Source organism: Brevundimonas sp., from assembly GCF_018608325.1.
Classification (GTDB): Bacteria; Pseudomonadota; Alphaproteobacteria; order Caulobacterales; family Caulobacteraceae; genus Brevundimonas.
The window spans coordinates 30,494-43,602 of record NZ_JABAZW010000102.1 but is presented as its reverse complement, the minus strand read 5'-3'; the positions used below and the strand labels follow the sequence as shown (position 1 = coordinate 43,602).

The window sequence follows — 13,109 nt, the reverse complement described above, 5'->3', positions numbered from 1 at the left end:
GCTGTCCGGCTATAACAACAGCCTGCCCATCCTGCGCCGCGAGACGCTGGAACAGTCGGTCGGCAGCCTATTCCCCGGCGGCGGCGACCTGAAGGGCGCCAGCTACTGGTCCGGCCTGCGCCCCATGACCCCCGACGGCACCCCCGTCATCGGCGCCACCCGGCTTCCGGGGCTCTATCTGAACACCGGCCACGGCACCCTGGGCTGGACCATGGCCTGCGGCTCCGCCCGCGTCCTGGCCGACACGCTGGGCGGCGCAAAGCCCGAGATCGAGACGCACGACCTGTCGCTGAACCGCTATGGATCATGGGCGGGGGCGTTTGCGCCGGGGTTTGGGTGAAAGTCTGGCAGCGAATGACGACGTCTGCGTTTCGAGAAAGGCGCGCAATGCCGCTTATCGAGCCGTTGCGAACCTTGACATTCACGCTCCGCCAGCAAGTTCATAACCGATGGGAAAACGATACAAGATCGCGATTGGCGTTGGTCTGGCAGCACTTGTTGTCATGGCTGGAACAAAGCTTGTCATACATGATTGGTTGGTCGTTGATGCCTGCTACGACAGCGGAGGGGTGTACCTCGAAGAGATCAGCAAGTGTTCTCACTCCCAATCGGAAGTGGATAGCTACCGACCGAGACCTAACCCGCCCGCAAAGGCCGACTGAGCACTCTTGGTCGACTTTCGCCGCACCGGACTTGCCACCTCACCCAAATCATGGCGCACCCCGTCTGACGCCCGTATAGAGCGCCCGATGAAGACTGCTGATTTCGATTTCGACCTGCCCGAGGACCGCATCGCCCTGCGTCCGGCTGATCCGCGCGATTCCGCCCGCCTGCTGGTGGTCGATGGGGATGCGCTTCAGGATCGGATCATTCGCGACCTGCCCGACTTCCTGCGTCCCGGCGACGCCCTGGTGTTCAACGACACCCGCGTGATCCCCGCGCGTCTGTCGGGCGTGCGCCAGCGCCCGAACCCCGTGGTCGGCGGGCCGGAAGGCGACACCCTGACGGTCGAGGTCGAGGCCACCCTGCACCACCGCGACGCCCCCGATGTCTGGTCCGCCTTCATGAAGCCGGGCAAGCGCATCAAGCCCGGCGACCGGATTCGTTTTGGAAATGAAAGCGACGCCGCCTGCGACCTGGGCCGTCTGGACGCCACCGTCACAGCCAAGGGCGACGACGGCCTGATCACGCTGAAGTTCGACCTGTCCGGCCCGGTGCTGGACGACGCCATCCGCGATGTCGGGGTCATGCCCCTGCCGCCCTATATCGCCGCCAAACGGCCCGAGGACGACCGCGACCGTTCCGACTATCAGACCGTCTATGCCCAGCATGACGGATCGGTCGCCGCCCCCACGGCGGGCCTGCACTTCACCCCTGCCCTGCTGGACGCCATCCGGGCGCGCGGCGTCTCGACCCATGCCGTGACCTTGCACGTCGGCGCCGGCACCTTCCTGCCGGTCAAGGCCGACGATCTGGCCGACCACAAGATGCACAGCGAATGGGGCGAGGTCTCGCCTGAGACCGCCGCCGCCCTGAACGCCGTCCATGCCGCTGGCGGCCGCATCATCTGCGTCGGCACCACCAGTTTGCGCCTGCTGGAAAGCGCCACAGCCGAGGACGGCGAGATCAAGCCCTTCCACGGCGACACCGCCATCTTCATCACGCCCGGCTATCGTTTCCGCGCGGTCGATGTGCTGATGACCAACTTCCACCTGCCCAAATCGACGCTGTTCATGCTGGTCAGCGCCTTTGCAGGGCAGGCCGCGATGAAGGCCGCCTATGCCCACGCCGTTGCCGACGGATACCGCTTCTATTCCTATGGTGACGGGTCGTTGCTGTTCCGGGCCTGAGCCAGGACGCCGCGCCTGTGGCCAATCGCGCCGCAAACCCCTAAATCCCCTGTCCTCATGGAAACCCAGACGCCCAGCCCCGCCGACGACCTGCCTTCCAACCTGCGCGCCGGCCTGATCGCCATTGGTGAAGCCGCGCGGGAACTGCGCGATCCGTGGTGGATTTTCGGCGGCGCCTCGATGGCGCTGTACGGCCTGCCTGAACTGCATGTTCCCGACATCGATGTGATGTGCAGCCCGCGCGACGCCCGCACCCTGCTGAATGCTCTGGGCGGTGAAGTGGTGGTCGATCCGGGTGAAGGCCTGTTCCGGTCCGCCGTCTTCGGCCGTGCGCCCGATCAGTTGATCATGATCGAGGTCATGGCCGATCTGGAGGTGCGCGACGGCGCCGAATGGCGGCCCGCAGGCTTTACTTCGCGGCGTCAGGTCTTCATCGACGACACCCCCCTGTTCATCCCGGAAGTTCGGGATCACATCGCCCTGTACCGCCTGTTCGGCCGCCCCAAGGATCTGGTGCGGGTCGAGCAGCTTGAACGACTGATCGCCTGAAATGCCCTTCCCCTTCGATATCTCCGCCACCGAGGGCCGCGCCCGCACCGGCGTCCTGAAAACCTCACGCGGGGACATCCGCACGCCCGCCTTCATGCCCGTCGGCACCGCCGCCACGGTCAAGGCGATGACGGTGGATCAGGTCAAGGCGACGGGCGCCGACATCCTGTTGGGCAACACCTATCACCTGATGCTGCGCCCCGGCCCCGAGCGGATGGAGCGTCTGGGCGGGCTGCACAGGTTCATGGGATGGGACAAGCCGATCCTGACCGACAGCGGCGGTTTCCAGGTCATGTCTCTGGCCGGAATCTCCAAGGTGAAGGAAGAGGCCGTCACCTTCTCCAGCCACATCGACGGCTCCAAACACGTCCTCACGCCGGAACGCTCCATCGAGATTCAGGCCGACCGCATCGGCGCCGACATATCCATGCAGTTGGACCAGTGCGTCGCCTATCCGGCGGAAAAGGACGCGGCCCGTAAGGCGATGGAGTTGTCGATCCGCTGGGGCGCGCGGTCCAAGGCCCGCTTCGGCGAGCGTGAACATCAGGCCCTGTTCGGCATCCAGCAGGGCTCGACCTTCGAGGACCTGCGCCGCCAGTCGTCGGAACAGCTTCAGGAGATCGGCTTTGACGGCTACGCCATCGGCGGTCTGGCTGTGGGCGAAGGCCATCAGGCCATGTGCGAGGTGCTGGATTACGCACCCGAGTTTCTGCCCAAGGACCGCCCCCGCTATCTGATGGGCGTGGGCAAGCCGGTCGATCTGGTCGAGGCGGTTTATCGCGGCGTCGACATGTTCGACTGCGTTCTGCCGACCCGCGCCGGGCGCCACGGCCAGGCCTGGACCTGGGACGGCCCGCTGAACCTGAAGAACGCCCGCTTCGCCGAGGATCAGGACCCGCTGGACCCGACCATCGACGGCCCGTCTTCGCAGTATTCAAAGGCCTATCTGCACCACCTGATCCGCGCCGACGAAATCCTCGGCAAGGTGCTGCTCAGCTGGCACAACATCGCCTTCTATCAGGCCCTGACGGCGGCCATGCGGGCGGCGATTTCAGAAGGTCGCTTCGAGGCGTTCCGCCGCGACTTCCATGCGCGGCATACGTCGAACGGGTAGGCGTCCTTTCCTAAACCGTCATCCTCGGGCTTGACCCGAGGATCAGATGGACCGCCGCAGGTGCGACGACTGTGGCGCACAGCCCGACCACCGCCTGATCCTCGGGTCAAGCCCGAGGATGACGGATGAGCGTAAGCCCTACTTCTTCGGCTTGAACCAGCTGGGCGAGGCAGGCGGAGTGCAGTTGCGCTGCATGCCGATGCCTTTCAGGAAGGCGCGGCGCATCCGTCCCGCCTGAATGGCGGACTGGACGTGACGGCTGTGCTGTTCGGCGCCGCTCAGGCGACGCACCCAGCTGCGGCCAGGAATGAAGTCGGTCGTGGTGCCGCGAATGGCGTCCAGCGTGGCCTTGGCCGCCGCCTCCGCCGCCTGTTCGCTGCGATAGGAGCCGTCCTGACTGGGCGGCTCGTCCGTATCGGGGCCCAAGGCTTCATCCAGACGCCCCACCTCGGCGGCGATGGTGGTGCAGTGGGTCAGGTTGCGCAGATCATAGGGATTGGCCTCGGCCTGCAGCAGGACCATCGGGATCGGCTGGGCGCGCAGGTTCAGGTCATCCAGAGGCGCCGTGACCGCTGCACCGAAACCGGCGCCGACCTGTTCGGCCCCGCCCATCGCAGACCGCCCGGCGTTGCAGCCCGTCAAGGCCGCAGCCGTCGCGACAAGAATGAGAATACGCTTCATGGCGCGCTTAAACCACGCCGCGAACGGCGATCAAAGCAGTTCGATAAGGCCTGCCGCAGCCACAGCCCAGGCAACCAGGCTGAAGATCAGGCCGATAACCAAACCTATCGCCAGGCGAGATGCGCGGGGAGTTTCCTGCCTTGTCATTGCTGTCCTTGATTCGTCTTGCGTCCTTGCCGATGAGACTGCGATCTGCAGAGTTTTCCACAAGCGGAAAAACGCCGTGCCCCTGCATATTCGTCTCAAAACGGGAACGCAGAAAGCACCACGTCGTTCCAAAAAACGCTCAGGCCTTCAGAGCACGCGCCATCAGCATGGCGCCCTCCAGCCCGGCGTTCTCCAGGGATGCCGAGACCAGATAGTCGCTTTCACCCATGATCACGGCCGAGCCATAGTTCGCCACCGACCGCCGCGCCGCCGCCTCGACCTTCTCCAGCATGCCCGGCGTGGACATGACGCCGCCGCCGAACACGATGCGGTCCGGCGCCCAGGCGAACACCAGCGACGCAACCAGTTGCCCCAGGTAATCGGCGACATAGCCCATCACCTCAGGCGCATCCTCCAGCCGCCGCCCGGCCAGGCGCGCCTGGACCGCCGGGCCCGCCGCCAGTCCCTCGATGCATTCGCCATGGAAGGGGCACAGGCCGACCTGCGTGTCGCCCTCAGCCCGACGCACGAACAGATGACCGATTTCGGGATGAAGCGCGCCTTTCAGCGTGCGCCCATCGACATAAAAACCGCCGCCGATTCCGGTGCCGACCGTGACATAGGCGACAGCGCCTGCGCCCCTGCCCGCCCCCAGCCGCGCCTCGGCGACGGCGGCGGCGTTGACGTCGGTATCCACGGCGAAGGGCGCGTCCAGATGCCGGGCCAGGGCCTTGGCCAGATTGAAGCCTGCCCAACCCGGCTTGGGCGTCGCCAGCATCAACCCGTAGTCGGGCGAGCCGGGATCGACGACCAGCGGCCCAAACCCCGCGATGGCGAATGCTGCGATCCTGCGCCCCGCGACAACCGCGGCCAGCGCCTCGACCACATCTTCAGGCTTTCCAGCGGGAAAACGGCCTTCGCCCAGCACGCCGCCGTCAGAATCTTCAATCCGCCAGACGATCTTCGTCCCGCCCGTCTCAACCGCTAGGAAGGCTGACGGGCTCATGGCGACTCCATGAAAAAGGAGAAATGGTACGTCCTCTCGGGCTCGAACCGAGGACCCTCTGATTAAAAGTCAGATGCTCTAACCAACTGAGCTAAGGACGCACCGTGCGCCGTTCCGGAGCAGCCCGAAACGTCGAAGGGCGCCTTCTGTTGCAATCCGCTCTTCCGGTCAAGCCCGCGCAAAGATACTCCTTGGGGATGAAACCACTTAATGGCCTTCGCATCCTCGAATTCGACGGTTTAGGCCCCGTCACCTTCGCTGGAATGATGCTGGCGGACCTGGGGGCGGAGGTGCTTCGGCTGACGCGGTCAGAATCAGCCGGGGCCGCGGTCTTTGATCAGGTCGGCGGCGCCGTGCTGCATCGCGGGCGGTCCGCCGCACCGGTTAATCTGAAGTCCCCGCAGGATCGCGAGCACATTCTGCAACTGGTCGAACGCGCCGATGCGGTGATCGAGGGGTTCCGCCCCGGCGTCATGGAACGGCTGGGCTATGGGCCGGATGAACTGACTGCCCGCAATCCGCGCCTGGTCTTCGGGCGGGTGACGGGCTGGGGGCAGGACGGGCCGCTGGCCAATGATGTCGGTCACGACCTGAACTACATCGGCCTCAGCGGCGTGCTTCATGCCATGGGTGACGCGGATCGCCCGCCCAGCCCGCCGCTCAATCTGGTCGGCGACTATGGCGGCGGGGCCATGCTGCTGGTCACTGGCGTGCTGGCGGCCCTGATCGAGGCGAAGACCACCGGGCGCGGACGGGTCGTCGACGCCGCCATGACCGACGGATCGGCCCTGCTCGGCGGCCTGTTCCAGGCCCTGCGCGGCCAGGGCATGTGGAGCGACCGGCGCGGGGCCAATCTACTGGACGGAGGGGCGCCCTTCTATCGCTGCTACACATGTCGGGACGGCGGCTTCGTCGCCGTGGCGGCGCTGGAGCCGCGTTTCTATGCGGCCCTTCTGGCGGGACTTGAGGTCGATCCGGCGCAGGCGCCGCAATACGACATGTCTGGCTGGCCCTCGCTGCATGACCGTTTCGCCGCCGCGTTCGCCACACGGGATCGGGACGATTGGACCGCCCATTTCGCCCAGACCGAAGCCTGCGTCACGCCGGTGCTCAGCCTGTCGGAAGCGCCTGAGCATCCGCATAATCTGGCGCGGGGCGCCTTCATCGAGGGCCTGCCCGCCCCTGCTCCGCGCTTTGACGGAGAGCGGCCTGAACCCGGCGGATCGGCGAATCGCATCGATATTGAGACAGCTGTCACCAACTGGAGATGACCAGACGCCATTTCGTCGCTATGGAACAGCTATGACGTGGGGGCGTTGAACAAGGTCATGACCTTGGGGAGTCTTTATCGATGAGACGCATGACTATCGTTCTGGCCGTCACGGCGCTGTGTGCGTCGGGACTTGCGAGCTGTGACGATTACCAGACGCGCTCAGACGATCGTTCCGATGTGTCTGTGGCCGAAGAAGAGGTCCACGCCCCGGCAGCCGAAGAATCAGCAGCGCCGGTCGCCGCCCCGCATGTGGTCGACCCGACCCCGACGCCTGCGCCGGAAACACCGCCGCCTGCTGAAAAGTCCTCTGCCCAATCCGTCCAGCCGGACAGCGAAACCCTCTTCTACTGAGGCCGCCGACGCGCCGTCTCTGATCAGGGCGGCGCATCATCGGCATGACTAGCGCGATGCGCTGATGACCAAGGTTCAAGCTTGACGTTCAGACCCTCCCTGTTTCTCGTCGCCCTGGCTGCTGGGTCGGCGTGCGCCCTGCCCGCCTTCGCCGACCAGCAACGCGCCCAGATCCGCGGCGACATGGAAACCGAACTGCGTCGGGCGCTGGAACGTGCAGTCGGAGAGGTGGACGGCGCGCCGGACAGCCGGTTCGAGGCCCGCCGCCGGGCGCGCGGCGCCAGCGAGGCCGCCACCGCCCTGCTTCGGTCCGAAGGCTATTATCAATCCACCGTCGAGGACGTGGTCGAGGGTGACGATACGCCGGTCGCCATCGTCTCGGTTCAACCTGGTCGTCGTTTCGTGCTGACCGACCCGACCATCACCTGGACGGACCCCGCGCCGGACGCCGAATCCGCTGCCGACGCCAAGAACGCCATCGGCATAAAGGCGGGCGATCCGGGCCGCGCGGTCGAGGTCATTGCGGGCGAAGGCCGACTGGTCGCCGCGCTCACCCGCGACGGCTATGCCGACGCCGTGGCCCAGCCCCGCCGCGTCGTGGTCGATCACGCCGGTTTCACCGTCGCCCCGGAATACCGTATCGATTCCGGCAAGCTGGTGCTGCTGAACGGGGTCCGGGTCGAATCCCGCGGCCGAACCAATCCACAGTGGGCCGCCAATCTGGCGCCCTGGACCGAGGGCCAGCGCTACGACCCCGAACTGGTCGCCGAACTTGAGCGCCGCCTGCTGGATACGGGCGTCTATGACGGCGTCAATGTCGGCCTGTCGCCGCTGGATCAGGTGACGGCCGAGGGGCTTCGTCCCGTCATCGTCAGCCTTCAGGACCGGCCTCGCCGTATTCTGGAAGCGGGCGCCACCTGGTCCACCGCCGAAGGCGTCGGCGTCGATGTGATCCAGACCCGCTACAACCGTTTCGGCCGCGCCGACACCCTGCGGCTTGAAGCGCGCGTCGCCGACATCAACAGCCGCCTCGGCGCCGACCTGTCCCTGCCCCACTGGCGCAAGCCGGGCCGCACCCTGGGCCTCAGCGCCGCCGTGGTGAACGAAGACACCGACGCCTATCGCCGCGCCGCCGTGGTCCTGAACGCCGACCTGCGCCAGCGCATCGGCAAGACCTCGTTCTTCAGCTACGGCATTGGTCTGGACGCGGGCCACTACAACGAGAACCGCTACGACTATACGTCCCTGCCGCCGCAGGCGGTGTCCTTCGACCGCAACCTGGCGATCGTCACGATCCGCACCAGCGCCTATCTGGACAACTCCAACGACCCGCTGAACCCGACCAAGGGCTGGCGTCTGGCCGCCTCGATCCAGCCGACCGCCGTGGCGGGCGAGGATACGGTGCTGTTCATGCGCAGCGAGGGGCAGGCCACCGCCTATTACCCGGTCCAGAATGACGGCAGGACCGTGCTGGCCGGGCGTCTGCGCATCGGCTCCATCATCGGCGGCAATGAGCTTAGCGTGCCTTCGGACCGTCTGTTCTACTCGGGCGGCGGCGGCTCGGTCCGTGGCTATCAGTATCAGGGCGTCAACCCGCAACTGCCCGACGGTACGCCGCGCGGGGGCATGTCGCTGTTCGAAACCTCATTCGAGGTGCGGCGCGACGTGGGCGCCAGCTTCCAGGCCGTGGCCTTCCTCGACGCCGGCGCCATCGGCTTCCAGGAGACGCCCAACCTGACCAACATGCGTTACGGCGCCGGTCTGGGCGTACGCTACAAGCTGCCGTTCGGCCCGGTGCGCGGCGATATCGCCCTGCCGCTGAACAAGCGCGACGGCGACCCTGACTTCCAGGTCTACATCAGCATCGGACAGGCGTTTTGACCGAGATCCCGCCCTCCGAGACTGCGCCGGTGCAGGACGAAACGCCTACGCCCCCCGCCACGCCCCCGAAGAAACCGGCGAAGAAACGCGGCTGGCCGCTTAAGAAGATCGGCGTCATCGCCGCCTGCGTGCTGGCCGGTCTGGTCGTGCTGCTGGGCGTCGCCTTGGTCGGCGCACGCTACTATGTCGCCACCGACGGCGGGCGCGAGCGCGTGTCCGGTCTGGTGCAGAACCTGAAGCTCAGCCGGTTCGGACGCCTGCACGTCTATGGTCTGAAGGGCGATGTGCTCAAGGACTTCTCGGTCGACCGGATCACGGTGACCGACGGCGAAGGCGTCTGGCTGGACGCGCGTAACCTGCGGATGAAATGGTCCTACACGGCCCTTCTGGCGCGCCGCCTGCACGCCCAGAACATCCACGCCGACGTGATCCAGGTGATCCGCCGCCCGGTGCTGGAAGAATCCAAGGACGAGCCGCCCGGCGGCCCCATGCCGATCTCGATCAAGATCGACAAGTTTTCGACCAATCTCGACCTGATGGAAGGCTTCTCCAAGGAGTATGGCCGCTGGAGCCTGGCGGGTGACGCCAGCGTGCCGCGCACCGGCGCCAAGGTGGTGAACCTGAACGCGGACAGTCTGAACCGTCCCGGCGACTATCTGCGTCTGGCCGCCTCCATCGGCGGCAAGCTCAGCGAGATGCGAGTCAACCTGCGCGCCAACGAAGCCCAGGGCGGGCCGCTGGCCGGGGCGCTGGGCTATTCGCCCCAGCAGCCTTTCTCCGCCGTCGCCGTGCTGAATGCCGACGTGGTCCACGCCAAGGTCCAGACCGGCCAGTTCACCCCCCTGAACGTCGATGGCCAGTTCACCGACAAGAAGGGTGCGCGCGTCTCCGGCTTCGCCGACTTCAGCGGTTCGGACCTGCTGGAGCCGTTCATCGCCCGCATCGGCCGCACCGCCCGCTTCGGCTTCGCCATGGTTCCGTCCAGGGACAAGGATCTGCAGGGCGTGGCCTGGCGTCTGATCGCGGACAACATCAACTCAAGCGCGACCGGCGTCCTGCGCACCAAGGACAACACCTCGCCCACCGGCATCAAGCTGGACATCGAGACCGCCTCTCTCAGCCGCCTGATCGGCGCCGAGGTCGCAGGCCCGACCGCCTATTCCGGCGTGTTCAAGGGCGGCGCGGACACCTGGAGCCTGACCGGAACGGCCACGGTTCTGAACGCCGACCTGGCCTCCTATCGCGCCACCCGCATCTCCGGCCCGCTGAACCTGCAGTCCAAGGACGGGCGCTACGACCTGGACGGCGACGTCCGCGTCACCGGCGGCGCGGCGGAAGGCATCATCGGCGGCCTGCTGGGTGCAACGCCGCATCTGCAAATGCAGGCCTCGCGCATGAAAGACGGCGCTCTGCTGCTGAAAAAGGTCGATCTTCAGGGTCAGGGCCTGACCCTGACCGGCTCGGGTTCGCGCAATCTGCTGGGCGGCATGAGCTTTAACGGCGACGCCCAGTTGACCGACGCCGCCCGCGTCCTGCCCGAGGCGCGCGGCGCCTTTGGCGGGCCGATCCGCGCCTCGTCCTCGGGCAAGGCCAAGGCCCCCTGGGTGCTCAGCTTCGACGGTCGCGGCCGTAACCTGACGCTGGGCATGGAGGAACTGGACCGCCTGCTGGGCAAGACCCCGCGTCTGGAGCTGGCCGGAAAACTGAACGGCAACCGTATCGAGGTGGATCGCGGCGAACTGACCGGCGCCGATGGGCGCGCGGGCGCCAAGGGTCTGATCGAAACCACCGGCCAGCTGCGTCTGGCGCTGGACTGGAATGCACGCGGCCCCTTCAACGCCGGACCGGTCGAGATCGCTGGCGACATGAAGGGCAATGGCGCCCTGACCGGCACCCTGTCCCAACCGCGCGCCGACCTGACCGCCGGGTTCGAGAAGATCACGGCGGGTGATCTGATCCTGACCAACGCCGATCTGATCCTCAGCTTCCGCAAGGGCGCCGACGCCTCCGACGGCCGTATCACCGTGACCAGCGCCTCCAACTATGGTCCGGCCCGCGCCGCGGGGAACTTCTTCCTGGGCGGCAAGCGCATCCGCCTCAGCGATGTGGACGTGAACGCAGGCGGCGTGACGGCTCAGGGCGCCATCGCCCTGTCCGACAACATCCCCTCCAGCGCCGACATGACCTTCACCGCCCGTGCCGGCGCCTTCCTGGCCTCGGGTGAGGCCAATGGCCGGGTGCGCCTGACCGAAGGCGGCGGTTCAGACAGCGCCATTCTGGACGTCACCGGACGCAATGTGCGTCTGGCCGGTCAGACGTGGATGGTCCGCACCCTGGACCTGAAGGGGCGCGGCACTCTGGACAACCTGCCCTTCACCCTGGCGCTGGATGTGGGCGGCGACAATCCGGCTCAGTTCAACGGCACGGGCGTCTATGCGCGTCAGGACACCGCCCATTCGCTCAGCCTGCGTGGCGGCGGACGGGTGCGCGACGTGGCCTTCACCACCCGCAGCCCGGCCTCGGTCACCCTGAACGGCGCCGAAAAGACCGCGCATCTTGATCTGGGCGTCGGCGGCGGCGTGCTGCTGGCCGATCTGCGACAGGACGCCCGCACCGCCTCGATCCAGGCCAATCTGACCAGCGTCGAACTGGGCTCCATCGCCCCCGACCTGCGCGGCACGGCGACGGGTCAGGTCAATGTGCGCGGTGCAGGCAATGACCTGTCGGGCACGGCCAACATCGCCCTGCAGAACATCCGCAGCATCGACGCTCCGCGTGGTCTGGCGGTCAACGGCCGCGTGGACGCCACGCTGGCGGGCGACAGCCTCAGCATCAAGGCCTCCGCCGTGGACGAAGGCGCGGTTCAGGCCTCCGCCGACATCACCCTGCCGGTCGAAGCCTCCGCCGCCCCCTTGCGTCTGGCCATCGCCAATACGCGCGAAATGTCGGGCCGCGTTTCGATCAACGGCCAGATCCAGCCCATCTGGGACCTGTTCCTGGGCGGCGACCGCAGTCTGGCGGGCCAGGTGAATGGTCAGGCGACCATCGCGGGCACCCTGAAGGCGCCGCGCCTGAACGGACGGTTCGACCTGTCGCAAGGCAGCTATCGTGAGAACGCCATCGGCCTGCGTCTGGGCGACCTGACGCTGCGCACCAGCTTCGATGACACCACCGCCCAGATCCAGACCTTCACGGCCAATGACGGCTCGGGCGGCACGGTTTCGGGCCAGGGCCGCATCGGTCTGCGCGAAGGCTCCAGCTCCAACGCGCAACTGACCCTGACCCGCTTCCGCGTCATCGACAACGACATCGCCCAGGCCCGCGCCTCGGGTCCGATCACCATTGTCCGCGGCGCTGACGGCAACATCCAGTTGGGCGGCCAGATCAATGTCGATGAGGCCAAGATCGAACCGGAAGTCCCCGGCTCCACCGGCATCGTCGCCATGGACGTGGTCGAGATCAACCGCCCCGGCGGCGACCCGGTCGAGAAAGAGGCCAGCACGCGCGGCCCGCAGATCGGCATGGACATCGCCCTGCGCTCTTCGGGCGGCAAGGTGCGGGTCAGCGGGCGCGGCCTGAACGTCATCCTCGACGTCAACGCCCGCGTTCGCGGTACCATCGCCCAGCCGCAGCTGACGGGCACGGCCAATGTGGTGCGCGGCGACTATGAGTTCGCGGGCAAGCGGTTCGTCTTCGACGACGATGGCCGCGTCACCCTGTCGACCGATCCCAAGCAGATCCGCCTGAACCTGAAGGCGGTGCGCGAGGACCCGGCCCTGACCGCCACCATCGACGTCACCGGCACGGCGGCAGAGCCGAAGATCGCCCTGACCTCCACCCCTGCCCTGCCGCAGGACGAAATCCTCTCGCAGGTGCTGTTCGGCCGCTCGGCCTCGCAGTTGTCGCCCTTCGAGGCGGCGCAGCTGGCGGCGGGCGTGGCGTCTCTGGCGGGCGGCGGCGGGTTCGATGTGATCGGCAACCTGCGCGAACTGGCGGGGCTGGACCGACTGTCCTTCGGCGGCGAGGCCTCAGCGGTCACCGTCTCGGGCGGCCGCTACATCACCGACAACGTCTATCTGGAGGTGATCGGCGGCGGCGAAGGCGGGGCTGCGGTCAAGGTCGAATGGCAGCCGCGCCGCAACATCGCCGTGGCGTCCAAGTTCGGCGGTCAGGGCGACACCAGCCTGTCGATCCGCTGGCGTCGTGAAAGTCGTGAGGCCGGTCAGCGCAACGACCGCCGACCGAACCGTCACTGAT

At 66.9% G+C, this 13,109-nt stretch carries 10 protein-coding genes and 1 tRNA gene; 8 read left to right on the top strand and 3 right to left on the bottom strand.

Translation table 11 applies throughout. From position 1 onward, the window contains the following. The 4 genes from QZ281_RS10305 to tgt all read left to right on the top strand — a co-directional run. On the top strand, window positions 1-340 hold a 340-nt coding region (locus QZ281_RS10305), incomplete at its 5' end, for an FAD-dependent oxidoreductase (RefSeq protein WP_292228004.1). Between the two features lie 409 nt (window positions 341-749). Next, the gene (gene queA / locus QZ281_RS10300) at window positions 750-1,850 is read left to right on the top strand and encodes a tRNA preQ1(34) S-adenosylmethionine ribosyltransferase-isomerase QueA (protein ID WP_292228001.1); all 1,101 of its coding nucleotides are present in this window, start codon (window positions 750-752) and stop codon (window positions 1,848-1,850) included. 57 nt (window positions 1,851-1,907) lie between these two features. Next, window positions 1,908-2,399, top strand: coding sequence for a hypothetical protein (locus QZ281_RS10295; RefSeq protein ID WP_292227998.1), 492 nt, complete (start codon window positions 1,908-1,910; stop codon window positions 2,397-2,399). A gap of 1 nt (window position 2,400) precedes the next feature. Further along, window positions 2,401-3,513, top strand: coding sequence for a tRNA guanosine(34) transglycosylase Tgt (gene tgt / locus QZ281_RS10290; RefSeq protein WP_292227996.1), 1,113 nt, complete (start codon window positions 2,401-2,403; stop codon window positions 3,511-3,513). Window positions 3,514-3,651: 138 nt separating this feature from the next. Here the strand turns inward: tgt and QZ281_RS10285 are convergent, their stop codons facing one another. The 3 genes from QZ281_RS10285 to QZ281_RS10275 all read right to left on the bottom strand — a co-directional run bounded on the left by QZ281_RS10285 (window position 3,652) and on the right by QZ281_RS10275 (window position 5,448). Continuing rightward, window positions 3,652-4,194: a hypothetical protein gene (locus QZ281_RS10285; protein ID WP_292227993.1), complete on the bottom strand. Its 543-nt coding sequence runs from the start codon at window positions 4,192-4,194 to the stop codon at window positions 3,652-3,654. A 286-nt stretch (window positions 4,195-4,480) separates the two neighbouring features. Continuing rightward, on the bottom strand, window positions 4,481-5,347 hold the full coding sequence (locus QZ281_RS10280) for an ROK family protein (protein WP_292227990.1): 867 nt from the start codon (window positions 5,345-5,347) through the stop codon (window positions 4,481-4,483). Between the two features lie 24 nt (window positions 5,348-5,371). Further along, window positions 5,372-5,448: transfer RNA gene (locus QZ281_RS10275), tRNA-Lys, on the bottom strand. Window positions 5,449-5,544: 96 nt separating this feature from the next. On the opposite strand from QZ281_RS10275, the gene QZ281_RS10270 reads away from it, so the two are divergent. From QZ281_RS10270 to QZ281_RS10255, 4 genes are all read left to right on the top strand, one after another. Then, entirely contained in the window at window positions 5,545-6,618 is a 1,074-nt protein-coding gene (locus QZ281_RS10270) for a CaiB/BaiF CoA-transferase family protein (RefSeq protein WP_292227988.1), read from the top strand. Between the two features lie 89 nt (window positions 6,619-6,707). After that, the gene (locus QZ281_RS10265) at window positions 6,708-6,971 is read left to right on the top strand and encodes a hypothetical protein (RefSeq protein ID WP_292227986.1); all 264 of its coding nucleotides are present in this window, start codon (window positions 6,708-6,710) and stop codon (window positions 6,969-6,971) included. A gap of 81 nt (window positions 6,972-7,052) precedes the next feature. Beyond that, window positions 7,053-8,852 carry an autotransporter assembly complex family protein gene (locus QZ281_RS10260; RefSeq protein ID WP_292227983.1) on the top strand — a complete coding sequence of 600 codons (1,800 nt, stop codon included), beginning with the start codon at window positions 7,053-7,055 and terminating at the stop codon, window positions 8,850-8,852. Then, the gene (locus QZ281_RS10255; protein WP_292227980.1) at window positions 8,849-13,108 is read left to right on the top strand and encodes a translocation/assembly module TamB domain-containing protein; all 4,260 of its coding nucleotides are present in this window, start codon (window positions 8,849-8,851) and stop codon (window positions 13,106-13,108) included. The genes QZ281_RS10260 and QZ281_RS10255 overlap by 4 nt, the downstream gene beginning before the upstream one ends. The last annotated feature ends 1 nt before the right edge of the window (window position 13,109 follow it).

Coding starts and splice junctions, on each gene's coding strand:
- queA (WP_292228001.1), top strand. CDS start 750: ATGAAGACTGCTGATTTCGATTTCGACCTGCCCGAGGACCGCATCGCC.
- QZ281_RS10295 (WP_292227998.1), top strand. CDS start 1,908: ATGGAAACCCAGACGCCCAGCCCCGCCGACGACCTGCCTTCCAACCTG.
- tgt (WP_292227996.1), top strand. CDS start 2,401: ATGCCCTTCCCCTTCGATATCTCCGCCACCGAGGGCCGCGCCCGCACC.
- QZ281_RS10285 (WP_292227993.1), bottom strand. CDS start 4,194: ATGAAGCGTATTCTCATTCTTGTCGCGACGGCTGCGGCCTTGACGGGC.
- QZ281_RS10280 (WP_292227990.1), bottom strand. CDS start 5,347: ATGAGCCCGTCAGCCTTCCTAGCGGTTGAGACGGGCGGGACGAAGATC.
- QZ281_RS10270 (WP_292227988.1), top strand. CDS start 5,545: ATGAAACCACTTAATGGCCTTCGCATCCTCGAATTCGACGGTTTAGGC.
- QZ281_RS10265 (WP_292227986.1), top strand. CDS start 6,708: ATGACTATCGTTCTGGCCGTCACGGCGCTGTGTGCGTCGGGACTTGCG.